A 23158-nucleotide genomic window follows, 5' to 3' on the forward strand; every position below is an offset into this window, starting at 1 on the left:
CAACGGTGGCAATAGAACGCCAAAACTATCCAAAGTCGGATTTATGCCGCATAGCCGGGCGCGGGGCTGCGCGCCCGGTCATGCGGCTCCGGGCTTCAGGCCGGGGCGGGCGTCCCGGTGTCCGTGGAGGTCGGGGTCTCTGCGGAGGTCCCGGTGTTCGTGGAGGTCCCGGTGTTCGTGGAGGGCGCGGTGCCGGAGTCGGTGAAGACCGCGACCGTGCGGGCGGGCACGCGCAGGACGCCGCTCGCGGGGTCGGCCGCCGCCTGGCGCACCACCGGGTCGGCCGACGCCGCCTGCACCGGGTGCAGCGCGACCCGGGCGCCCCTGACGCCGGGCACGGCCGGAGCGGCGGCCTTCCCGGTGGCGTTGAAGACCACGTAGAGCGCCTTCACCGCGGGGTCGGCGCCGGCCGCGTCGATCCGCATGACGATCACTCCGGGCGTCCCCGAGGGAGGGAACGTCACCCGCCGGGCGATCTCCGCCGCCGAGCCCAGCGAGAACGCGGGGGAGGAGTACCTGATCCGCAGCAGCTCGCCGAACCCGGCCCGGGCCGCCCCGATCGCCGCGCAGTCCGGCCGCAGCGCGGGATCGGCCAGCAGCGGCCGCGCGTACGGCCAGTGCACCTCGTTGTCCTTCGCGGGGGGCAGGCCGGCCCCGAAGCCGTTGCCCTGGCGGCAGTCCCACAGCAGCCGGTTGAACCAGTCGCCCGAGTCGTAGGAGTTGCGGTCGAGCGACTTGGACCGCAGCCGTTCGCTGCCGGCGTGGACGAACGCCGTGCCCTGGCCGAGCAGGGCCGTGGCCAGCGACAGCGTCTGCATCCTGACCCGGTCGGCCATCGGGGTGTCCTTCGGCAGCTTGTAGGCCAGCGCGTCGAACAGCGTCTCGTTGTCGTGCGCGTCCACGTACGACACCGCGTCGCCCGGCGTGGCGGCGTACCCCGCGGGGCTTCCGTTGTAGTCGATCTGCGAGCCCTTCACCGGCGTGCCCGCCGACCCGGTGAACGTGAAGTCGCGGAGGTTGCCCGCGAGCCCCAGCCTGATCAGGTCCTCGTACTGGGCGAGCCGGTCGCCGGGCCGGTCCGCGAGGCCGGAGCCGAAGCCCTGGTCGCCCGGGTCGGCGTCGAACGGCGTGCCGCCGCGCACCGCGTCGCGCAGCCGGTCGTTGAACGTGCCGATCCCGGTCCCGGCCATGGCGGCCTGCGTGGCCTGCTCGAACCGGGCGCCACCGGCGACCTCGCCGAAGTCCCAGCCCTCGCCGTACAGGATGATCGACCTGCCGTCCACGCCGTCCCTGCCCGGCGTGAGCGCGTCGAGCGCCTTCCGTACGGCGAGGATGTTCGCCTTGGGGTGATGACCCATCAGGTCGAACCGGAACCCGTCGACCTTGTACTGCTTCGCCCAGGTGACGATCGAGTCGACCACGAGGCGGCCCATCATCGCGTGCTCCGGCGCGGTGTTCGCGCAGCAGGTGGAGGTGGCCACCGTGCCGTCGTCCATGAGCCGCTGGTAGTAGCCGGGCACGACGCGGTCGAGCACGCTGCCCGGGTCCTGCCCGGCGGCGTGTGTGTGGTTGTAGACCACGTCCATGACCACCCGCAGCCCCGCGCCGTTCAGCCCCGCGACCATCTCGCGGAACTCCCTGATCCGGCGGTCGGGGTGGGTCGCGTACGACCCCTCCGGCACGGTGTAGTGCAGGGGGTCGTATCCCCAGTTGAAGGAGTCCTTGGCGGCCGTCTCCATCACACATGCCTGCTGGCGGTCGGAGTCGGGCGGCAGCGCGGCGAGGTCGCAGCCCGGCTCGGCGCGGTCGGCCACGAGGTCGGGCACGGTCGCGAAGTCGAAGACCGGCAGCAGGTGCACGTGGGTCAGCCCGTCCTTCGCCAGGCTCCGCAGCTCGGTCATCCCCGCGCTGCCCGTCTCGGTGAACGCCTTGTACGTGCCGCGTTCCGCGGCCGGGACGGTGGCGTCGGAGGCGGAGAAGTCGCGCACGTGCAGCTCGTAGATCGACGCCCGGTCCTGCCGCACCGCCGGGGGCTTGCGCAGCGCCGCCCAGCCGTCCGGCCGCAGCGCCCGGTCGTCCAGGTCCACGATCTGGCTGCGCCCGGACCCGGCCGACACCGACAGGCTGTAGGGGTCGGTCACCTCGTTCGTCACGATCTTCCCGGCGGCCGGGGCGTAGACGGTGACGAGATAGGTGTAGTACCTGCCCCGCCAGGACGACGGGCCGGTGACCGACCACACGCCGGTCGCGTCGTCCCTGCGCATCGGGTGAACGGTCCGGCGGGCGGCCGACGGGCCGTCGTAGAGGGCCAGCTCGACCTTCCGCGCCGTCGGCGCCCACACCGACAGCGTGCCGCCGCTCGGCCCCAGAGGGGTCTTGGCGGCTCCGGCGTAGAGGTCGTCGAGCACGCCGGGGATCTGCACGCCGGTGGCGGTCAGCAGCGCGCCCGAAGGTCCGCGCTCGACCGCCACCACCTGGCCGCGCAGCGCGTCGCGCACGAGACCGGCGTCGCGCGGGTCCACCTTCAGCGCGCCGTACGCGGCCAGGTGCGGCCAGGCGGCCTTCTGCGCGTCCGTCAGCGTGCCGGGAGTCAGCCGGACGAGATGGACGTCCCCGGTGAGATCGCCCTTCTCGTACGCGATGTCGCCCGTGGGGGAGTAGGCCAGCGCGTAGTGGTTCGCCGCCGCGACCTCGCCCTTCCAGGCCACGGTGTCGCGGTCGATCCACTGGGCCGTGGCCTTCGACAGGTCGGCGTCCGCCCCGGAGGCCGGCGGCTGGGGCAGCAGGTATCCGTCCACACCTGACAGTTTCCACGCCTCGTTGCCGGTGACGGCGAGATCGAGCGACTGGTCGGCCTGCTGGTCCTTGACGTCGCCCTTGTGGGCGATCCACCCGATCGACCTCGCGCCGTCCTTGAGCGGCACCTCGAAGTACACCCCGAAGAGGTCCTTTCCCGCCGGTTTCAGGGGGTCGCCCCACTCGACCGACCCGGCCGCGTCGCCCCAGAAGTGCAGGCCCCAGCCGTCGTAGTCGCCGTCGGCCCGGTGATAGTGCAACACCGCGACGTGCCGGGCCGCCGCCGCGCTCGCGTGGACCGCGTTCTCGCCCGCGTTGACGTACGCCTCGGGCTGCCGGGCGGGGACGAACGACTGGTCCGGCCCGGGGTCCTTCGTGTCACCCTTGTGCACGATGTAGTCGAGCGGCGCGTCCGCGTTCTTCAGCGGCACCCGCCAGAAGGCCCCGAAGGAGTCCGTGCCGTCCGGCGGGCGCGGCGTGGCCCACTCGGTGCCCGCGCCGTCCGCGAGCCCGTCGCCCCACAGGTGCAGGCCCCAGCCGTCGTACGCGCCGTCCGGGCGGCGGTAGTGGATCGTGGCGTAGCCCTGGGCGGCGGCCCGGGAGGCGTACACCCCGGGCTTCCCCTCGGTGAGCCACACCTCGCCCGTCCGCCTGGGGTCGGCCGTCCGGTCGCCCTGGTCCTTGGTGTCGCCCCGGTGCGTGATCAGGCCGACCTCGGTGGCGCCCGGTTTGAGCTTGAGCCAGGCGAAGCGGCCGAAGGCGTCCTCGCCTTCGAAGGCGACCGGCGAGCCCCACTCGACCGTCTGGTCGATGTCTCCCCAGGCGTGCAGGCCCCAGCCGTCGTAGTCGCCGCCGTCGCGCCGGTAGTGGACCACCAGGTGGTCGCGCTTCACCGCGCCCGGCTCCTCCTCGGCGGGTTCGGGACCGGCCGTCGCGGTCGCCGTGGCGCCCGCGTACCTGCCCGCCGCGTCCTTGACCACGGCGCGGTACGTGAGAGGGGTGCCCTCCGGCACGCCGGTCAGGTCGTGGAAGACCCGGTAGACGCGGCCGGTGGGGGCGTCGTCGGTGCCGAGCACCCGCCACGGCGCGTCCCCGGCCTTCACGGCGAACGTGACCTGGGCGAAGCCGTCGCCGGGCACCTCCGCGGAGATCGGCACGCGGCCGTCATCCGCCGTTCCGCGCAGCGTCGTCCCCGGCAGTGTGACGGAGATCCGCGGAGCCGCCGCCGGGGCGGCGAGGACCTTGCCCGCGCGGTAGACGACGGCCGACAACGGCGGCACGGTCACGGCGAGCCTCCCGTCCGCCGCGCTGGTGAGCGCCTGCGTGCCCCCGTACACCTGGGTGAAGGAGGTCACGGCGGAGTACGTGGGGATCTGGACGGCTCTGGCGGCCGTGCCGCTGTTGAGCGCCACCACGAACTCGACCCGCTCCCCGGCGCCGAGCCGGGAGAACGCGTAGACGTCGCCGTCGGCCAGCCGTTCGACCTGTGCGCCGTCCGCCAGCGCGGGATAGCGGTCGCGGAGCCGGGCCAGCTCGGCGATCGAGGTGTAGAGCGGGTGGGTGGTGACGTAGTTGTCCGCGGCGTGGGTGGCGGTGGTGCCGATGAGGTCGTCGTCGAGATAGTCGGCGGTCTTCGAGGCGAACATGGTCTGCCGGGCGTCCTTGTCGCCGCCGTCGCCGGTGAAGCCCTGCTCGTCACCGTAGTAGACCACCGGCTGGCCGCGGGTGAGATACATGAGCTGGTGGGCGAGGCGGTCGCGGGCGAGCAGGGCGGCGTCCCCGGCCTGGGGGTCGGCCTGCTTGAGGAAGTAGCCGATGCGGCCCATGTCGTGGTTGCCGAGGAACGTCGGCAGCGACGCGGCGTTGGAGTCGGCGTCGGTGAAGTAGTCGTCGGCGGCGTACAGCCGGCTCAGGCCCGCGGCGTCGCCGCCGGCCGCGTACGAGCGGGCCGCCTCCTGGAAGCCGAAGTCGAGCGTGGCGTCGAGCGTGCCCGTGGTGGAGTAGCGGCTCTCCACGGCGGGATCGGAGGTGTAGACCTCCCCGAACATGAAGAACCTGTCGTTGCCGAGCCTCGCGGCGTACGTGTGCAGCGCGGGCGCGAAGCGTTGCCAGAACTCCAGGTTGACCTGCTTGGCGGTGTCGATGCGGAAACCGTCGATCCCGGTCTCCTTCACCCACGTCCGGTAGATGTCCGTCATCCCCCTGACGACCTCGGGACGCTCGGTCCACAGGTCGTCGAGGCCGGAGAAGTCGCCGTATTCGGAGCTCTCGCCGGAGAAGGTCGAGTCGCCCCGGTTGTGGTACATCGTCGGGTCGTTCAGCCAGGACGGCACCTTCGACTTCTCCCGCACCACCGGCGTGTACGGGAAGGACTTCGCGGTGACCTTCGGGAAGTCGTCGCGCAGGGCGTAGTCGCGGTCGTCGAAGACCCGCCCGGAGGCGTCCACGTAGGGATAGGCCGCCTTGCCGCGATAGCCGTGCGTCTTCTCGGCGTAGTCCACGAGGTCGGCGGTGTGGTTGGTGATGATGTCGAAGAACACCTTCATGCCGCGCTTGTGCGCCTCCTTGACGAGGCTCTTCATCTGCGCGTTGGTGCCAAGGTGCGGGTCGATCCTGGTGAAGTCGGTGATCCAGTAGCCGTGGTAGCCGGCGCTGGCGCCGGCCCCGGCGCCCTGCACCGGGCGGTTTTTGAACGACGGCGTGAGCCAGATGGCGGTGCTGCCGAGCCCCTTGACGTAGTCGAGCCTGGAGATCAGCCCGGCGAGGTCGCCGCCCTGGTAGAAGCCCTTGTCCGCGGGATCGAACCCGGTCGTCAGCCGGTCGCCGGCCAGCCCGCCGCGGTCGTTGGAGGCGTCACCGTTGGCGAAGCGGTCGGTCATCACGAAGTAGAGCCGCTCCCGGGACAGATCCACACGGAGCGCGTCCCGGGCGAGTTCGGCGTCCGGCGGTACGGCGGGAGCGGTGGGGGTGGTGGCGGAGGCGGTGGCTGAGGCGGTGGCGGGAGGGGCGGCGAGAAGCGCGGCGGCCAGTGTCGAGGCGAGTGCCGCGGCCGTCAGGGCCGCGACGGGCGCGCGCCGGTGCTGGGGGGTCACCATGACGCGGAAGCTACTGTCCTGCCCACGATGGTGCAAGCAATTGCTGAAATTTCCAGAAACATTCCAGTCGTCCCGTGACCCGCCGCCGTAACAGCCGTGAAACCTGTGTCCGACACTGTTGGTGTCGCGTCGGCCCGCGCGGATCGAGGAGGAGGTGGTGGGGATGCTGCTGCGACTGAGGGTCTCGCTCCCCGACCGGCCGGGGGTGCTCGGCCAGGTGGCGCGGGCGTTCGGGGTCATGGGCGCCGACATTCTCCAGGTCACCGTGCTCGAACGGCAGGCGGGCCGGGCCGTGGACGACTTCACCGTCTCCTGGTCGGGCGTGTTCGAGCCCGCCGAACTGCGCGACCGCATCGGGGTGGTGCCCGGCACACGGGTGGAGGGCGTGTGGCCGACCCGGGAGGTGCCCGGCGCGAGCCTCGACTACGACCTTCTCGGCCACGTGGCCGGCGACCCCGACCGCGCGTACGTCACCCTCGTGGACGCGGTGGCCGACCTGGTGAGCGCGGAGTGGGCGGTGGCCGTCGACTCGGCCGGCGGCGCGATCGTCCACGGGAGCTGGCAGGCGCCCGAGTCGGTGCCCGCGGCCGAGCTGACCCCGCTGCGCGCCACGGCGTTCGACGAGGGCGGCCTGCACCTGGTGAGCGTGCCGATGGACGGCGTCCACCTGGTGGTGGCCCGCTCCCAGGGCCCGGCGTTCCACCGGGCCGAGGTCGACAAGATCGTCCGGCTGGCGGGGATCGTCTCGGTGCTGGCCGGCGGCGTCAGCCGTACGGTGTGAGCCGTACGGCGTGGGCGCGCGCTACGGACCTCGCGCCGGGCCGGCGGCGGCGTGACGGCGGTGCCGCGGCGTCAGCGGCGCGGCGGGTCGATGCGGTTGCCGTCCATGGTGAAGAGCATGAGGCGGGAGACGTCGACGGCGACCCGGCCGTGCTCTCCCGCGCGCCACACCGGCCGGTTGCCCAGCCGGACGATCAGGTCGGCGCGCCGGTGCGTGCCCGACGACGTCGAGATCGGCGGCGGTTCCTCCTCCTCCGGCGCCTGCGAGCCGTTCAGCAGGCGGCGCACTATCGACCGCGCCTTGCCGCCGCCGTTGGTGCCGTTCATCTGGCGGCGGTCCGGCGGCTCCGGCGCGGTGACGGCGGGAATCCCGGCCTCCAGGTAGGCGAGCCACTCGTGACCGTGGTACTCCAGCGTCCTGACCCGGCCGAAGAAGGTCGGGCCCTCGGTCTTCTCCGGCACCGGGACGAGCCCGTCCGGCCGGATGCCCACGATGATCTGCATGCCGGTGTGCTGGGAGACGGCGTACGCGCGTGGATCGGTCCACGGCATGGTGATCTGGTGAGGGCCGAAGTCGAGCATGATGAACTTGTTCTGCGGGGTGCGCACGGTCGCCGCGAGCAGGTTGAGCTGCTGGGAGTTGAGGAACGCGGCGGTGAAGGCGGTCGCCGGGTCGTTGTAGACCTGCGCGGGGGTGCCGAGGTCCTGCAGCACGCCTCTGTTCATGATCGCGATGCGGTCGGCCAGGGTCAGGGCCTCGACCTGGTCGTGCGTCACGTAGATCGTGGTGACCCCGAGCGCGCGGACCAGTGAGGAGATCTCCATGCGCAACTCGGTGCGCATGCCGGCGTCGAGGTTGGAGAGCGGCTCGTCCATGAGAAAGAGCGAGGGCTGGCGCACGATCGCGCGGCCCATGGCGACGCGCTGGCGCTGGCCGCCGGACAGCGTGCCCGGACGCCGGTCCAGCGTCTCGTCGATGTGCAGCGCCCGCGACAGCTCGACGACCCGCTGCTTGGCCGCGGTGGGGTCGGCCTTCGCGATCTCCAGCGGGAACGACAGGTTGCCGCGCACCGTCCGGTGCGGATAGAGGGCGCCGTTCTGGAACACCATCGCGACGTCCCGGTCCCGGGGAGCGAGGTGGTTCGCGAGCTGCCCGCCCAGCCACAGGTCGCCGGAAGTGATCTCCTCCAGTCCCGCGATCATGCGCAGCAGCGTGGACTTCCCGCAGCCCGACGGGCCGAGCAGGACGAGAAGCTCGCCTTCGTCCGCACGCAGGTTCATGCGGTCGACCGCGAGGTACCCCCCCGGGTAGATCTTCGTCACGTTGTCGAGGACGACGGTGCTCATTCCAAGCTCGTTCCTCCCGGGCAGGAGAGCCCGGATCCCCAGCCGCCGATGTAAATGATGAGGTAGTACATCGCGTCGCGGGCACTCATGTCCATACGTGTCGTGAAAGATCCGGCATCTGCCTGCAACTTGCCGTTACTCCAAACTTTCCCCTTGCTAAAGCCGCGTGTCAGGGTTATGCCGTGACCTCCCTGACGCGCTCCGGGAGGGGTCAAAGGTAACGAAATTGCTGAAACTTTCTGTAAGGCCTTTCATCCCCTGGGGCCCCCTGTTACCTTCCGGTCAAATCCCCTGAGCAAGGAGTGCGACACAGATGAGGCGAGTCCTCACGTCCGCGGTGGTCGCCGCGGCGCTGGCTTTGGCGGTCACCGCCTGTGGCAACGACTCGGGCAACGACTCGGGCGACGCGGGATCGGCGCCGGGCGGGAGCGCCGCTCCCGCCGAGGTGTCCGGCACGGTCACCTGGTGGGACACCTCGGACGCCACGACCGAGGGTCCGGTCTTCCAGGAACTCATCAAGGACTTCGAGGCCAAGTACCCGAAGATCAAGGTCGAGTACGTCAACGTGCCGTTCGCGGACGCGCGGGACAAGTTCAAGACCGCCGCGCAGTCGGGGTCGGGTGCCCCCGACGTGCTGCGCACCGACGTCGGCTGGGTCGCGGAGTTCGCCTCCCTCGGCTACCTCGCGCCGCTCGACGGCACCCCGGCGGTCGACAAGCCCGACGAGTTCCTGCCGGTCCCGGCCGCGAGCGGCAAGTACAACGGCAAGACGTACGGCGTGCCGCAGGTGACCGACACCCTCGGCCTGCTGTACAACAAGGAGCTGCTGAAGAAGGCGGGTTACGACCAGCCTCCGGCCACGATGGCCGACCTGAAGAAGGCGGCGCTCGACGTCAAGTCGAAGACCGGAGCGGGCGGGCTCGCCCTGAACGTGGACGCCTACTTCCTGCTTCCGTTCATCTACGGCGAGGGCGGCGACTTCGTCGACGTCCAGAACAAGAAGATCACGATCTCGTCCCCGCAGAGCGTGGCGGGAGTGAAGGTCGTCGAGGACCTGATCACGTCCGGCGCCGCCGTCAAGCCCGCGCTGCAGGACAGCTACACGAACGCGGAGACCGCGTTCAAGGACGGCAAGGTCGCGATGATCTTCAACGGTCCGTGGTCGAACGCCGACAACCTCGGTGGAAAGGTGTTCAAGGACAACCCGGACAACTTCGGCGTCGCCCCGGTTCCGGCCGGCTCGGCGAAGGCGGGCGCGCCGCTGGGCGGCCACGACTACACCGTCTACGCCGGTTCGAAGAACCTCGACGCGTCCTACCTCTTCGTCCAGTTCATGGACAGCGCGGAGAGCCAGGCGAAGATCGCCGGCAAGCTCGGCCTGCTGCCGACCCGCCAGCCCGCCTACAGCGCCTCCGACGCGACGGCCAACCCGAAGATCGCCCAGTGGCAGAAGCCGATGGAGTCGGCCGTCGAGCGTCCCTGGATCCCCGAGGCCGCCTCGCTGTTCCAGCCGCTGGTCGAGGGCTACCAGAAGCTCGCGGGCGGCCAGACGACCACCGAGCCCATGCTCAAGGACGTCGCCACCGCGTACCAGGGCATCCTCAAGGGCTGGAGCCTGTAGGCGATGACGGCTGACGTCGTCGCGACGAGAAGGGCCGCGCCCCGCAACGGGGCGCGGCGCCTCCTGTCGCGTCACTGGTACGCCTGGGCGATGACGGCGCCGGTCGTCATCGTGACGCTGGTGCTGGTCGGCTATCCCCTCGCCCGCGGCGTGTACCTGTCGCTGACCGACGCGACCGAGGCCACCATGGGCCGCACGATCGGGATGAACGTCATCCCGTCCACCTACGAGTTCGTGGGCCTGCGGAACTACACCGCCATCCTCACCTCGGCCGAGTTCCTCGGCCGGCTCGGCTGGACGATCGTGTGGACGGTCGTGTGCGTCGCCCTGCACGTGGGCATCGGCCTCGGCCTGGCGCTGCTGCTCAACCGCCCGCTGCGGCTGAGGTCGCTCTACCGGATGCTGCTCGTGCTGCCCTGGGCGGTGCCGGCCTTCGTGTCCGCGTTCATCTGGCGCTACCTGCTGAACGGCGAGTTCGGGGTGATCAACGCCATGCTGCGGGCCGCCGGGTTCGCCGGCGTCGCCTGGCTCGACGACCCGTTCTGGGCCAAGGTCTCGGTGATCGCCTGCAACGTCTGGCTCGGCGTGCCGTTCATGATGCTCGCGCTGCTCGGCGGCCTGCAGTCCATCCCGAGAGAGCTGTACGAGGCGGCCGAGGTCGACGGCGCGAGCCCCTGGCAGCGGTTCCGGCACATCACGCTGCCGAGCCTGCGCCCGGTGTCGAGCACGGTCGTGCTGCTCGGCACGATCTGGACGTTCAACCAGTTCCCGGTCATCTTCCTGCTGACCAAGGGAGGACCGGGCGGCTCCACGGAGATCCTCGTGACGTACGCCTACCGCCAGGCGTTCGAGGGCATCAGGAACTACTCCGGCTCCGCCGCCTGGGGCCTGGTGATCCTCGCGCTGCTCGTCGTCCTCGCCACCGTCTACAAGCGCGCGCTGCGGCGGCAGGGGGAGGCATGGTGAGCCCCGCCGCCCCCGCACCCGCCACCGGGACCGCCCCGGCACCCGCTCCCGCTCCGGCCGGGACGTGGAGCCGCGAACGGCGCACCCCGGTCAGGTCGGTCGCCCTGCACCTCACGCTGATCGCCGCGAGCATCGTGTCGGTGTTCCCGGTCGCGTGGCTGGTGCTGACCTCGCTCAAGCCGAGGACCGTCATCGAGACCGCCTCGGTCGCGCCGGTCGATCACCCCACCCTCGCCAACTACGCCCAGGTCCTGGGGGAGACCAGGTTCCTGACCTGGGCCGCCAACTCCGTGATCGTGTCGCTCATCACGGCCGTGCTCGGCGTGCTGCTGTCGGCCACCACCGGGTACGCGGTCAGCCGGTTCCGCTTCCCCGGGTTCCGCTCGGTGATGTGGATGCTGCTCATCACGCAGATGTTCCCGGTGGCGATCCTCATCGTGCCGATCTACAACCTGATGGCCGGGCTCGGGCTGATCAACCAGTTCCCGTCGCTGGTCGTCGCGTACCTCACCTCCACCGTGCCGTTCTGCGCGTGGATGATGAAGGGCTACTTCGACACGGTCCCCGTGTCGATCGACGAGGCGGGCCGGGTGGACGGCCTGACCCCCTTCGGCACGTTCTGGCGGCTGATCCTGCCGCTGGCCAAGCCCGGCCTGGCGGTGGCCGCGTTCTACTCGTTCCTCACCGCGTGGGCGGAGGTCGCGTACGCGACCGCGTTCATGACGGGCGACGACAAGTACACGCTCGCGGTCGGGCTGAGCCAGTTCGTCGGCCAGCACAAGGCGGAGTGGGGCCTGCTCACCGCCGCGTCGGTGCTGATCGCGATCCCGGCGGCCGCCGTCTTCCTGCTCGTCCAGCGTCACCTCGTCACCGGCCTGACGGCAGGCGCGACGAAGGCGTGACCCACCATGAGAATCGGGGGATCCCCATGACCGAACTCGCCGTTCCGCCGCCGGCGGTCACCACCCGGTGGTGGCGCGACGCGGTGATCTACCAGGTGTACGTCCGCAGCTTCGCGGACGGCAACGGCGACGGAGTCGGCGACCTGCTCGGCGTGCGCAGCCGCCTGGCGTACCTGTCCGACCTCGGCGTGGACGCGATCTGGCTGACGCCGTTCTATCCCTCGCCGATGGCCGACTTCGGCTACGACGTCGCCGACTACCGGGACGTCGACCCGATCTTCGGGTCGCTCGCCGACGCGCGGGCGCTGATCGACGACGCCCACGGGCTCGGCCTGCGGATCATCGTGGACGTGGTGCCCAACCACACCTCCGACCGGCACCCCTGGTTCGAGGCGGCGCTGCGGGCCGCGCCGGGCAGCCCCGAGCGGGCGCGCTACATCTTCCGCGAGGGCAAGGGCGTCGCCGGCGAACTGCCGCCCAACGACTGGGAGTCGATCTTCGGCGGGCCCGCCTGGACCCGCGTCGGAGACGGGCAGTGGTACCTCCACCTGTTCGCCCCCGAGCAGCCCGACCTCAACTGGGAGCACCCGGAGGTGCACGAGGAGTTCGCCGACGTGCTGCGCTTCTGGCTCGACCTGGGGGTGGACGGCTTCCGGATCGACGTGGCGCACGGGATGGTCAAGGCCCCCGGCCTGCCCGACGTGGGCGCCGCCGGGCAGGCCGAGATGATCGGCGCGCAGGTCGTGCCGTTCTTCGACCAGGACGGCGTGCACGAGATCCACCGGGCCTGGCGGCGCATCCTCGACTCGTACGAGGGAGAGCGGATCGGCGTGGCGGAGGCCTGGGCGCCCTCGCCCGAGCGGCTGGCCAACTACGTCCGCCCGGACGAACTGCACCAGGCGTTCAACTTCCACTTCCTCAAGACCCCGTGGGACGCCGCGCGCTTCCGCGAGGTCATCGACGAGTCGGTGCGCACGTCGGCGCTGGTGGGCGCGCCGGCGACCTGGGTGCTGTCCAACCACGACGTCAAGCGGCACGTCACCCGGTACGGCGGCGGCGAGCGCGGCCTGCGCCGGGCACGGGCGGCGGCGCTGCTCATGCTCGCGCTGCCCGGCTCCGCCTACGTCTACCAGGGGGAGGAACTGGGGCTCCCCGAGGTTCTCGACCTGCCGGAGCGGTACCTCCAGGACCCCCAGCGGCTGCGCGACCCCGACAGCGGCCGGGACGGCTGCCGGGTGCCGCTGCCGTGGACCGACGCGGGCGAGCCGCCGTACGGGTTCAGCCCGCCGGGCATCAGGGAGAGCTGGCTCCCGGTGCCGGCCGGCTGGCGCGACCTGTCGGTGGAGGCCCAGGTGAGGGACGGCGCGTCGATGCTCAGCCTCTACCGGGCCGCCCTCGCCCTCCGGCGGGAGCGCCCGGAGCTGGGCGACGGCACGCTGACCTGGCTCGACAGCCCGCCCGGCACCCTCGCGTTCCGGCGCGGCGACACCTTCGCCTGCGTCCTGAACATGACGGCCGAGTGGGTGGAGATCCCGCACGACCACGCCGCGGCGTACGGCGGGCTGCTGCTGGCCAGCGGCGGACCGAAGACCTCCGGCGGCGCGATCCGGCTGGCCCCCGACTCCGCCACCTGGTGGACCAGGGACAATGCCTAAAATGATGGTCATGCACAACACGCGCCTCGCTGACATCGCTGCTCAGGCCGGAGTCAGCGAGGCGACGGTGAGCCGCGTGCTCAACGGCAAGGCGGGGGTCGCCCCGGCCACCCGCCAGGCCGTGCTCACCGCCCTCGACCTGATGGGCTACGAGCGGCCCCAGCGGCTGCGCCAGCGCAGCAACGGCCTGGTCGGCCTGGTGATCCCCGAGCTCGGCAACCCGATCTTCCCGGCCTTCGCCCAGGCGATGGAGAAGTCGCTGATCCAGCACGGCTACACGCCGATCCTGTGCACCCAGGAGCCCGGCGGCGCGCCCGAGGACGAGTTCACCGAGATGCTCCTCGACCGGGGCGTGTCCGGCATCGTCTTCGTCTCGGGACTGCACGCCGACACGAACGCCCGGATGGACCGCTACACCCGGCTCACCGACCGAGGGCTGCCGATCGTGCTGGTCGACGGGTACAGCGACGCCATCCCGGCGCCGTTCATCTCGCCGGACGACCGGCTCGCCGCCCGGCTCGCCGTACAGCACCTGGTGGACCTCGGGCACGAGCGGATCGGGCTCGCGCTGGGGCAGCGGCGCTTCGTCCCGGTCATCCGCAAGATCGAGGGCTTCGCCCAGGCGATGGCCCAGCTCCTCGGCGTGACCGACGTCGAGGACCTCGTGCAGCACTCGCTGTTCTCGGTCGAGGGCGGGCAGGCCGCGGCGGGCGCGCTGATCGAGCGGGGTTGCACCGGCATCTTCTGCGCCAGCGACCTGATGGCCCTCGGCGCGATCCGCGCCGCCCGCGAGCGCGGGCTGTCGGTGCCGGGGGACGTGTCGGTCGTCGGGTTCGACGACTCGCCGCTGATGGCGTTCACCGACCCGCCGCTGACGACCGTGCGCAAGCCGATCGGCGCCATGGCGGCCGCCGCGGTGCAGACGCTCCTGGAGGAGATCGGCGGCACCCCCGCGAAGCATGTCGAGCTGGTCTACCAGCCCGAGCTCGTCGTCCGCGGCTCCACCAGCTCCGGCCCTCTCGTCAAGCGCTGACGCCCCGCCTCCCCGGGAGTCTTTCCGAAGGCAAGGGGGTGCGGGGCGCCGCGCGGAATGCGATCTGGCGAGGCGGACGGAGGCGCGGTACGCGTTTCCCTCCTCGCATGTGCTAAGTTGGGGTCAGTTGCAGTTGTGGTACCCATGATGAACTTGTGTGCACCTGACGGTATGTAGCCTCAGGTGCATTTTTGTTTGCCCGGTCTGCTCCGGGTGTGGGCCTATCTCGTCGGCAACGCGGAATTCGCGACGACGCGGATCCCGGCCACACCTACCAAGAGGAGATCGACATGGCTTCCGGCACCGTGAAGTGGTTCAACGCGGAAAAGGGCTTCGGCTTCATCGAGCAGGACGGCGGCGGCGCCGACGTCTTCGCGCACTACTCCAACATCGTCTCCCAGGGCGGTTACCGCGAGCTGCGCGAGGGCCAGAAGGTGGCCTTCGACGTCACCCAGGGCCAGAAGGGCCCGCAGGCCGAGAACATCGTCGCCGCCTGACAAATCGGCGTCACTTGTCAGGGCTCGCACCTTCACGGGTGCGAGCCCTGGTTCGTTTCCGGCCGCCGCATCGCCGCGGCCCGGGAATCGGGCGGCACGGATCGCCGATCACGGCCGTGCGGCTTCTCCGGCCGGGCGGTCGCGCGCGTCGTTGACGCGCAGCGCCTCGGCGAGCTGGTCTTCCAAGATGATGATCCGGCAGGCGGCTTCCACGGGAGTGCCCTGATCGACGAGTTCCCGGGCGCGCGCGGCCAGCCGCAGCTGATAGCGGGAGTAACGGCGATGGCCGCCGCTGGAGCGTTTCGGCTCGATCAGTTTCGCGGCGCCCAGGGCCCGCAGGAACGCGGGGCTGACACCGAGCATCTCCGCGGCCGCGCCCATGCTGTAGGCGGGGTAGTCCTCGTCGTCGAACCGATCCTCGAAACGGTCTTCGGCCCTTGGTCCAGCCCCGGACCCGGCCGTGTCCGCGATCCTGCCGCGAGCGAGCGTGTCACCCTCGGCAGCCGTGTGAGGTTGATCCATAGATTCCTTCCATCGCGCGCGTACAGGGGCCCCGGCACCTGTCGTGCCGGGGCCCGAAGAGTTCAACACCATCTACCGGCCGTATCCGGCCGGCTTACTGTTTTCCGCGTCCGCCGTACTGACCGGCGGTGACGCGGGGATCGCGGATGCGTGACCGTAGACCACCTTCTTTCCGTGGAACTGCGGTACCCGAGCGGCGAGACTCAGCCGGCAACGGGCGATCCTTCGATGGCGTGAGCACTCCTTTCATCTCTTTTTCCCGGACCGGTGTCCGGCTTCACCTGCGGCAGCGCGTCGACGATCAGGGCGCATCACCACTGTGCTGGCCCGTCACACCCGACCTTCTGCCATCGACTTCCGACTTCATCGTGCTCCGGGCAGTTCGTCGTGATGCTGGTACTTCCGCTGCCCGGTCGAACCGTTCCTTACGATGCGAGAAACAGTAGCCTCGGCAGGCACAAATGTCTACTGCGGCGAACACAGATTTTCGGTGTCGGGTGTTGCAGCCCTTCCGTCGGCTTCGGTGATGTGGCAGCGTCGTACCGCCCTGATTCCGCGCCGCGACCGTCCGGAGCCGATGTGACACCTGACGACGACGGCGTCGTCGCCGGCCGCCCGCTCGACGTCCTCGTCGTCGCCGGCGCCGGCGTCGACACCACCGTCTACGTGCCCGAGCTGCCCCTGCCGTACGCCGACACCTACACCGTGCCGCCCGTCGTGGACCGGATCGGCAACACCGGCGCCGGGGTGGCGCTCGGCTGCCGCGCGCTCGGCCTGCGGGTGACGCTCGTCGACCTGATCGGCGACGACCCGCAGGGCGCGCTGATCCGCGACCACCTCGCCGCCCGGGGCGTGGACCTCGCCTACGCGGTCACGGCGGCGGGCACCCGGCGCAGCGTGCTGCTCGTCGGCCCCGACGGGCGGCGCACCTCGCTGTTCGACCCTCGGGCGGTGCCGGGGGAGCGGCTGCCCCGGGACCTCTACCTGCCCGCTCTCCGGGCGGCCCGGCACGTCCACGTGTCGATCACGGACTTCTCCCGGCACGTGTACGCCGACGTCCCCGCAGAAACGACGACCTCGACCGACCTGCACGACTGGGACGGGGAGGCCGAGCACCACCGCGACTTCGCCCTCTCCTCCGACATCGTCTTCCTGTCCGCCGCCAGGCTGGGCGAGCGGCGCGAGGCGGTCATGCGGTCGATCGCGGAGCAGGGCCGCGCGTCGCTGGTCGTCTGCACCGACGGCGCGGCGGGCTGCCACGTGCTGGCCAGGGGCGGCCTGCGGCACTTCCCGGCCGTGCCGCTGCCCGCGCCGGTCGCCGACACCAACGGCGCCGGCGACGCGTTCGTCTCGGGCTTCCTGTACGGCCGCCTGGACGGCCAGTCCCTGGAGGAGTGCGTACGGCTGGGGGCCGTGGCGGGGGCGCACGCGTGCACGGTGCCGGGCACCCACGAGGACCCGATCCGCCTGGACGCGCTGCTCAGCGCCTGAGGACGCGCCGCTACGCACATATGTGAGACCCGCCGCCACTCCGCGCCACCCCCGCCACAGCATCGGGCGGGATCTCGCCGCCGTCCTTCCGCGCGCCCCTACCTGTGCCCCGAATCCACGCCGAGAACGAAGCCGGCCGGGAAGAGAACGTCAGCCGCGTCCAAGAGACATGGCAGGGCTGCCTCATCGCGGTCGCCGAAGTCAACGCCGACGGCGATCCCCATCCCCGAGACCGCTGCTTTCTACCGCCAGTTCGCCCCCTGTGGCGGCAGTGGGAGATCCTGGCCTTGAGGTGCGGGCTACCTGTCCACGTGGGATTTCCTGCCTGAGTCATTAATCGGCTTTTGATCTGAACTAACCTCGGGCTTTCGCGGCGAGTTTGAGCGGGCTTGATCGTTTACATGAGAAAAGTGCCTTTGAGCTGGGAGGATCGGGCTTGTCTAGAGTCCTGTCCGCACCAGTTCAGAAGGCACTTTCCGAGTGAAGACTATCGCCTCCCAGCGCAAGATCATGGTGTCCGCCGACGGTCCGGGACTCATCTCGCAGGCCGGTGGGCTGCTGTTGCTGGAGACGTTGCGGGTCACCGGCCTGGACAGGGAACTACCGGCGCAGCTGGAGCGATGGCGGCCAACTCGCGCAATCCATGACCCTGGCAAGGTCGTCACCGATCTGGCCCTCACCCTGGCGTTGGGCGGGGACTGCCTGGCCGACATCGCAATGCTGCGCGCCCAGAGCGAGCTGTTCGGGCCCGTGGCCTCCGATCCGACCGTGTCCCGGCTGATCGGCCGGCTGGCCGCCGACCCCGTCCGCGCGCTGAAAGCGATCCGCGCCGCCCGCGCCACCGCCCGCGAGCGGGCCTGGACGCTGGCGGGCACCCACGCCCCCGGCGCCGACGGTGAACTGATCGGCATCGACATCGACGCGACCATCGTCATCGCCCACTCCGACAAGCAACAGGCCACGCCGACCTGGAAGAAGACCTTCGGGTTCCACCCGATGACGGTCTTCGCCGACCACGGCCCGGGCGGGGGCGGGGAACCATTGGCCTTGGCGCTGCGGCCCGGCAACTCCGGGTCCAACACCGCCGCCGACCACATCACCGCGACCCGCCTGGCCCTGGCCCAGCTCCCTAAGCGCCGCCGCCGGCAGGTGCTGATCCGCACCGACTCCGGCGGCGGCACCCGCGAGTTCCTGTCCTGGCTGTCCCGGCCCGGCCGGCGGCTGTCCTACTCGATCGGGTTCACCGTCACCGAGGAGGTCCAGGCCGCGATCCTGGCCTTACCCGCCCGCGCGTGGACGCCCGCCTACGACGCCGACGGGCAGGTCCGGCCCGGCGCCTGGGTGGCCGAGCTGACCGGCCTGGTGAAGCTGGAGGGCTGGCCGAAAGGGATGCGCCTGATCGTGCGCAAGGAGCGCCCCCACCCGGGCGCCCAGTTGCGCTTCACCGACATCGACGGGCACCGCTTCACGTGCTTTGTGACCAACACCAAGCGGGGTCAGCTCGCCGACCTGGAGTTACGCCACCGCCGCCGCGCCCGGTGCGAGGACCGTATCCGCGCCGCCAAGGACACCGGATTGCGCAACCTGCCCCTGCACGACTTCGCCCAGAACCAGATCTGGTGCGAGATCGTCGCGCTGGCCTGCGAACTCCTGGCTTGGATGCAGATGCTCGCCCTCGACGGACCGGCCCGCCGGTACGAGCCCAAACGCCTGCGGCTGCGCCTATTCGCCGTCGCCGCCCGCCTGGTCCGCGGAGGACGACGACTACGCCTACGCGTGGCCGCATCCTGGCCCTGGGCCGGCCAACTGGTCGCCGCCATCACCCGGCTCCAAGCGCTCTCAGCACCGACCTGACCAGCGCCAGACCGCCCCGACAACCCAGGAAGGACACCCTGCGGGCCCGTGGAACCCCGCCCACCCGGCGCGACAGCCGGGCCGACGCGCTGACCACGGCCACGATTTCACACCCCAGCCGAACCGCTCAGCCAGCGACCGGATGAGCACGAAAGATCGAGGTTAGCGATCTGAACCTTCCCCTTACCGCTACCTCCGACCTGGACGGCAATACCACCTATGTCAACAGTACAAGTTACAGCGGTACCGCACGATTGACTGGCCGTCGCTATGGGCCCAACGGACAGGTCACCCGCGCGTTCAGCTGGGATGAGAGCACGGGAAGGTTGACCGGCGTAACTACTAAGACCAAGGCTGACACCGCCGCTCCCGTTACTGCCCAGGACGACGTCTTCTCTTACGATATTGACGACGCCGTCACCAAAATTCTCGATAAGACGGCGGCCTCGGGTTCATCACTCGGCCAGTCGGAATGCTTCACCTACGACAGCCTGCACCGTCTCACCCAGGCATGGACTACGACGGCTGCTTCATGCAGCGCTAGCTCCGCAACAGCCGATGGATTGGGCATCGATCCCTATGCACAGACCTACACCTGGGACCCGGTAGGTAACCTCACCTCTCTGACATCCAATGGTCAGACATCCACCTATAGCTATCCCGGCGGGGGCTCTGCTCCCGTACATCCGGACACCACGACTGCCATCACCCGGCCAAACGGGACCGACACCTATGGCTACGACAACGCCGGGCAAATGACATCCCGTATCGTCTCGGGTAAACAATCGACATTCACCTACGATGAGCTCGGTGAGCTAACCGAGGCCGTAGTCGATGGCAAAACCACCGACAGCATCTATGACGCCGGCGGTCAGCGTCTTCTCCGTCGAACCCCGGATGGCAAGGTTACGCTTTACCTCGGCTCTATGGAGCTGGAGTTGTCGAGTGGTGTGGTGACAGGTAAGCGCTACTACGCGGCAGGTGACGGTTCCATGGTTGCCCTTCGCACTCCCGCAGGGCTGACCTGGCTTCTTAGTGGCATGGCTGGTAGCGAGCAGTTGGCTATTGATACGACTACCCAGGCCTTCTACCGGGAGCGCTATCTACCCTTTGGGCAGCGCCGAGGGGAAGACGAGCTCCTGCTTACCGATCGGGGTTTTCTAGGCGCGACCGAAGACCGTTCCACTAGTTTGAGCCTGCTAGGCGCCCGCTTTTACGATCCCGCCATTGCGAAATTCCTGTCGCCCGACCCACTGCTCAATCTCGCCAGCCCTGGGCTCACAAATGCTTATGGTTACGCAGGCGGCGATCCCATCAACCTATTCGATGCCGACGGATTGAACCCCGCCCTTGGCACGACCCGAACTGGCGCAAGAAGTCTCCCAAAGAGCGAAAGCGAATAACAAATAAGTACATGGCTGGTGAGCGTAAAGCGCAGAGAGAGCTCGCCAAACGTGAGCGCGAGCAGGCTCGGCAGCGCGAAAAGGCTCGGCGCGCTCTGGCCAATGACAAGAAGGGTCTCGGCGACCGCACCAATGAGCATATTCGCTACAGGAACCAAGTGGACAACACCCGCCGCGACGACCGTCGCAAGGCGGAGGAAAGGGACAGCTCCTTTGCAAATTGCTTACTGAACGGCTGTCCTGAATACGCCGACCATGATCACCCAACCTCGGCTATCGGCGACACGGCGCACATCTTTACGGGAATCGCGGGGATCGAATACGGGCTTCCCGTCCCGGGAGGCCGTAGACTGTTCCCCAACCAAATGCCTTCAAGCCTTCAGGCAGAGCTTGGTGCGGCCAACTCACTCGGCGTCAAGCCCGTCAGCCCGGGCAGTACGGGCTTCGATGCGGCTGTTGGGAGTGGCACCGTAAAGTGGGCCGTCCTCGACGATGGGACACTGGTTGTAGTGCCGAAACACGTTAGAGGCACGGAAGTATCTCATTCAGTTCTCAGCCGCGGGGCACCGGTACGGGCAGCGGGAGAGGCGGAGATTGCTGGGAACGCAGCAAGCGGGTACTTTGGGCTTGAGGTCAGTAATCACAGCGGTCATTTCCGCCCTTCTCCCGAAAGCCTCGAGGTAGGGAAGCAAGCGTTCGGGAAAGCCGGCATCCATTTCGTGGAGCTCATGTGACGTGGGATGTAGAAGCACTTATGGCACTACGGGTCGATGAAATTGTGCAATTATTCGAAGGGGGGGTGCCAGAAGGGATGAGCTTGAGCACCAATGAATGGCTCACTCTCATCGAAGCCCTGACTCAATTCGTCACGATTCCTAATCGGGAGAAAGTGACGCGCCACCTACAAGCAATCGAGGCTCTGCAGCATATACTCGATGCTGCACATGAGTCTGGCAGCCTTGATCGCACGGAAATAGTGATTCGGCGGCTAAATCTTGCAGCCGTGCTTATCGGTAGAGGTGAGACTGGTTTGGCTGGGTTAAATCCAGTATCCGCTGCAGATCTTTTCCTTGCGGAAGTGCCTTACTCACTAGTCGATGCAGATGCTCTGGCGAAAAACTGGCGAAAGCTGGATTTGCAAACAATACGCAAGCTAAGATTCATAAAAAACATGATCGCGCCGTTGCGCGTCATCGAGAAGGCGCTTCCTCCCGGAGGGGCCAAGCTAGCCGCTCAAGACTGGCTTCATCTGTCAGATAGTCTACCCTAGATCACGAAGCTGTTTCGAATGAAGTAAACGTGACTACTATCTGCAGGTGATGTTCGGTAAGCCAACCTCGATCTTTCGTGCTCATTCGGTGGCTGGCCTCGATCTTTCACGCCCATCACGGTGGCTGGCTGAGCGGTTCGGCTGGGGTCTGAATCGCGGCCGTAGTCAGAGATGATTGATTCCAAGGGCTGAGGTTGGCGAATTGCCTGCGGACACGAAGCGAGGGCGTCCAAGATCGATTTGCAATACACCTCCTGTGCGTTCACCGAGCGGGCCAAGGCTTCGGGGCTGGTGCCGTCGATGGGATCGATCGGCGATTGATTCGACAACGCGGTCATCGAGTCGTTCTGGGGCCGAATGCAGACTGAACTGCTCAATCGCCGGCGATGGAACACCCGCATCGAGCTGGCAAAGGCGATCTTCGAGTACCTGCAGATCTTCCACAATCGCCAACGACGTACAGCGCCCTGAGATGCGCACCCCGATCGAATACGCGATGCTCTACAGAAACACCCAGCTGGCATGACAGCCAATCAAGCCGACTCCACGAAACCCGAGGCACATCAGAGCCTCCTTCAATGCCGGCGCCGGTTCATAGGCCCACGCGCAGCATCGGGTTGTTCTTCCACTTGTCGCGATGGCGGATGTACTGCATGACCACGGGGGACTTCTCCGACCAGCGGCCGTGCTGGCAGATTCCGGCCATGGTCGCACCGGAGTCGGCGGCGTCTGTGGCTCCGCCGGCGCGCAGGCCGTATGCGGAATAGCGGTCGGCGTGCGGAAGGCCAGCGGCCTGGGCGGCCTGTTTGACGACCAGGTTGATCGCTTCAAGGGTCATGCGGATGCCGTCGCCGCGGCCGGCCCTCCGTACAGGTGCACCGTCGTCGCCGATAGCGCCCGCGATGCGGCCGTTCTTGTCGATCGCGCGGAACACCGGCCCGCTGGTGATGCCGTGCTCGGTGAGGATCTCCAGCCACGCCGACTCCACCCGCACGGGGCAGGTCCCCGGATGGGAGCCGTACGGCAGCGGCACGCTGACGCCGCGGGCGTCGCGGTCGGTCTTCGACATCGGGATGAAGAGCTCCAGGCCCTCCCGCAGGAAGGTCACGTCTTCGATGTTCAGGTTGTGCAACTCGATCCGGCGCGTCATCGCCGCGTACCCGACGGTCAGGATGGTCCGGTTGCGGTTCCCCGCGGGACCATCCTCCGGCTGAGTCTCGATCATGGCCCGCAGGATCTCGATGGTGATGGGCAGCGACCACCGCGGCCGGAAGCCGGACTTCGCCCGCAGCTTGCGGTAGGAGCGCAGGGCCTCTCGGATCGGCCGGGTGTTCGGCCGTTCGGCGCCCGTGTCGGTGTGGATCGACAGGATCGCCGAGATGGCCCGGTCGACCGTGGCCGGGGCCCGGCCCAACGTGGTGAGGTAGGCGATGTAGTTGACGACCGCCGCCGAGGTGGCCGGCAGCGGAGACGCACCGTCGGCGGTACACCAATCGGAGAACCTGGCCCAGTCTCCGGCGTAGGCCCGGTGCGTGTTCTCCGAGCGTGCCTGCCGGAGCAGTTCGGCTGCTTCGTCGCTGAGGACTCCTCCACCACCGCGAGGTCCAACGAGCGCGGGACGATACGTTCCTCGATGGCCGGGTCTAAGGCCACATCGCCGCGCATGTCCGCAGACCTCAAGATCCTCGAAGCTGATTTCCGATAACATGCATTATCGGAAATCAAAGTTCATCGAATCGCAGAAGGGTGGATGCGCGATGGGCGAGGGCAGCGGTACCAGGGTGCTGCGACTTGCGAGCCACTCCAAGCACGCTGACGTGAGTCCATGGAGCGATCCCTGGCGAGGCCGGTGACGTCGGTGAGTGAATTCAGCCGTTCTGTGGATGACGACACCGACTTACGACCGAACGGTGGAGACCGTATCTG

At 68.9% G+C, this 23158-nt stretch carries 17 protein-coding genes; 13 read left to right on the top strand and 4 right to left on the bottom strand.

Annotated features, from left to right (window positions below; translation table 11 throughout):
• Positions 1-95: 95 nt before the first annotated feature.
• Positions 96-5891 carry a pullulanase-type alpha-1,6-glucosidase gene (gene pulA, locus Mam01_RS24100; protein ID WP_239101559.1) on the bottom strand — a complete coding sequence of 1932 codons (5796 nt, stop codon included), beginning with the start codon at positions 5889-5891 and terminating at the stop codon, positions 96-98.
• Between the two features lie 163 nt (positions 5892-6054).
• Here pulA and Mam01_RS24105 point away from each other — a divergent pair, with 163 nt between their 5' ends.
• Complete coding sequence (locus tag Mam01_RS24105; RefSeq protein ID WP_150934935.1) at positions 6055-6672, top strand: ACT domain-containing protein; 618 nt, start codon at positions 6055-6057, stop codon at positions 6670-6672.
• A gap of 71 nt (positions 6673-6743) precedes the next feature.
• On the opposite strand, the gene Mam01_RS24110 is transcribed toward Mam01_RS24105, so the two are convergent.
• On the bottom strand, positions 6744-8018 hold the full coding sequence (locus Mam01_RS24110; RefSeq protein ID WP_150934936.1) for an ABC transporter ATP-binding protein: 1275 nt from the start codon (positions 8016-8018) through the stop codon (positions 6744-6746).
• A gap of 313 nt (positions 8019-8331) precedes the next feature.
• Here Mam01_RS24110 and Mam01_RS24115 point away from each other — a divergent pair, with 313 nt between their 5' ends.
• The 6 genes from Mam01_RS24115 to Mam01_RS24140 all read left to right on the top strand — a co-directional run bounded on the left by Mam01_RS24115 (position 8332) and on the right by Mam01_RS24140 (position 14692).
• Positions 8332-9639 carry an extracellular solute-binding protein gene (locus tag Mam01_RS24115; protein ID WP_204287489.1) on the top strand — a complete coding sequence of 436 codons (1308 nt, stop codon included), beginning with the start codon at positions 8332-8334 and terminating at the stop codon, positions 9637-9639.
• 3 nt (positions 9640-9642) lie between these two features.
• Positions 9643-10605, top strand: coding sequence for a carbohydrate ABC transporter permease (locus Mam01_RS24120; protein ID WP_150934938.1), 963 nt, complete (start codon positions 9643-9645; stop codon positions 10603-10605).
• Positions 10599-11507, top strand: coding sequence for a sugar ABC transporter permease (locus Mam01_RS24125; protein WP_204287490.1), 909 nt, complete (start codon positions 10599-10601; stop codon positions 11505-11507). Before Mam01_RS24120 ends, Mam01_RS24125 begins: the two co-directional genes overlap by 7 nt.
• A gap of 26 nt (positions 11508-11533) precedes the next feature.
• The gene (locus Mam01_RS24130; protein WP_204287491.1) at positions 11534-13162 is read left to right on the top strand and encodes a glycoside hydrolase family 13 protein; all 1629 of its coding nucleotides are present in this window, start codon (positions 11534-11536) and stop codon (positions 13160-13162) included.
• 10 nt (positions 13163-13172) lie between these two features.
• Positions 13173-14195, top strand: a complete 1023-nt coding sequence (locus tag Mam01_RS24135) for a LacI family DNA-binding transcriptional regulator (RefSeq protein ID WP_204287492.1) — start codon at positions 13173-13175, stop codon at positions 14193-14195.
• Positions 14196-14485: 290 nt separating this feature from the next.
• On the top strand, positions 14486-14692 hold the full coding sequence (locus tag Mam01_RS24140) for a cold-shock protein (RefSeq protein WP_061253952.1): 207 nt from the start codon (positions 14486-14488) through the stop codon (positions 14690-14692).
• Positions 14693-14800: 108 nt separating this feature from the next.
• On the opposite strand, the gene Mam01_RS24145 is transcribed toward Mam01_RS24140, so the two are convergent.
• Positions 14801-15214 carry a helix-turn-helix domain-containing protein gene (locus Mam01_RS24145; RefSeq protein WP_239101560.1) on the bottom strand — a complete coding sequence of 138 codons (414 nt, stop codon included), beginning with the start codon at positions 15212-15214 and terminating at the stop codon, positions 14801-14803.
• A gap of 579 nt (positions 15215-15793) precedes the next feature.
• Here Mam01_RS24145 and Mam01_RS24150 point away from each other — a divergent pair.
• The 6 genes from Mam01_RS24150 (at position 15794) to Mam01_RS37720 (ending at position 21703) form a co-directional block, all read left to right on the top strand.
• Positions 15794-16705: a carbohydrate kinase family protein gene (locus Mam01_RS24150; protein ID WP_239101561.1), complete on the top strand. Its 912-nt coding sequence runs from the start codon at positions 15794-15796 to the stop codon at positions 16703-16705.
• A gap of 480 nt (positions 16706-17185) precedes the next feature.
• Positions 17186-18559 carry an IS1380 family transposase gene (locus tag Mam01_RS24155; protein ID WP_204287493.1) on the top strand — a complete coding sequence of 458 codons (1374 nt, stop codon included), beginning with the start codon at positions 17186-17188 and terminating at the stop codon, positions 18557-18559.
• Positions 18560-18813: 254 nt separating this feature from the next.
• Positions 18814-19962 carry an RHS repeat-associated core domain-containing protein gene (locus tag Mam01_RS24160; RefSeq protein WP_486348220.1) on the top strand — a complete coding sequence of 383 codons (1149 nt, stop codon included), beginning with the start codon at positions 18814-18816 and terminating at the stop codon, positions 19960-19962.
• Between the two features lie 11 nt (positions 19963-19973).
• On the top strand, positions 19974-20696 hold the full coding sequence (locus tag Mam01_RS24165) for a hypothetical protein (protein WP_204287495.1): 723 nt from the start codon (positions 19974-19976) through the stop codon (positions 20694-20696).
• The gene (locus tag Mam01_RS24170) at positions 20693-21232 is read left to right on the top strand and encodes a hypothetical protein (RefSeq protein ID WP_204287496.1); all 540 of its coding nucleotides are present in this window, start codon (positions 20693-20695) and stop codon (positions 21230-21232) included. Before Mam01_RS24165 ends, Mam01_RS24170 begins: the two co-directional genes overlap by 4 nt.
• 336 nt (positions 21233-21568) lie before the next feature.
• Positions 21569-21703 (top strand): IS3 family transposase, encoded by a 135-nt coding sequence (locus Mam01_RS37720; RefSeq protein ID WP_373868721.1) that lies wholly within the window; start codon positions 21569-21571, stop codon positions 21701-21703.
• 121 nt (positions 21704-21824) lie between these two features.
• Here Mam01_RS37720 and Mam01_RS24180 read toward each other — a convergent pair whose 3' ends face one another.
• Entirely contained in the window at positions 21825-22646 is an 822-nt protein-coding gene (locus tag Mam01_RS24180; RefSeq protein WP_239101562.1) for a site-specific integrase, read from the bottom strand.
• Positions 22647-23158: the final 512 nt, after the last annotated feature.

It is taken from the genome of Microbispora amethystogenes, assembly GCF_016863015.1.
Classification (GTDB): domain Bacteria; phylum Actinomycetota; class Actinomycetes; order Streptosporangiales; family Streptosporangiaceae; genus Microbispora; species Microbispora amethystogenes.

Coding starts and splice junctions, on each gene's coding strand:
- pulA (WP_239101559.1), bottom strand. CDS start 5,891: ATGGTGACCCCCCAGCACCGGCGCGCGCCCGTCGCGGCCCTGACGGCC.
- Mam01_RS24105 (WP_150934935.1), top strand. CDS start 6,055: ATGCTGCTGCGACTGAGGGTCTCGCTCCCCGACCGGCCGGGGGTGCTC.
- Mam01_RS24110 (WP_150934936.1), bottom strand. CDS start 8,018: ATGAGCACCGTCGTCCTCGACAACGTGACGAAGATCTACCCGGGGGGG.
- Mam01_RS24115 (WP_204287489.1), top strand. CDS start 8,332: ATGAGGCGAGTCCTCACGTCCGCGGTGGTCGCCGCGGCGCTGGCTTTG.
- Mam01_RS24120 (WP_150934938.1), top strand. CDS start 9,643: ATGACGGCTGACGTCGTCGCGACGAGAAGGGCCGCGCCCCGCAACGGG.
- Mam01_RS24125 (WP_204287490.1), top strand. CDS start 10,599: ATGGTGAGCCCCGCCGCCCCCGCACCCGCCACCGGGACCGCCCCGGCA.
- Mam01_RS24130 (WP_204287491.1), top strand. CDS start 11,534: ATGACCGAACTCGCCGTTCCGCCGCCGGCGGTCACCACCCGGTGGTGG.
- Mam01_RS24135 (WP_204287492.1), top strand. CDS start 13,173: ATGCACAACACGCGCCTCGCTGACATCGCTGCTCAGGCCGGAGTCAGC.
- Mam01_RS24140 (WP_061253952.1), top strand. CDS start 14,486: ATGGCTTCCGGCACCGTGAAGTGGTTCAACGCGGAAAAGGGCTTCGGC.
- Mam01_RS24145 (WP_239101560.1), bottom strand. CDS start 15,214: ATGGATCAACCTCACACGGCTGCCGAGGGTGACACGCTCGCTCGCGGC.
- Mam01_RS24165 (WP_204287495.1), top strand. CDS start 19,974: ATGGCTGGTGAGCGTAAAGCGCAGAGAGAGCTCGCCAAACGTGAGCGC.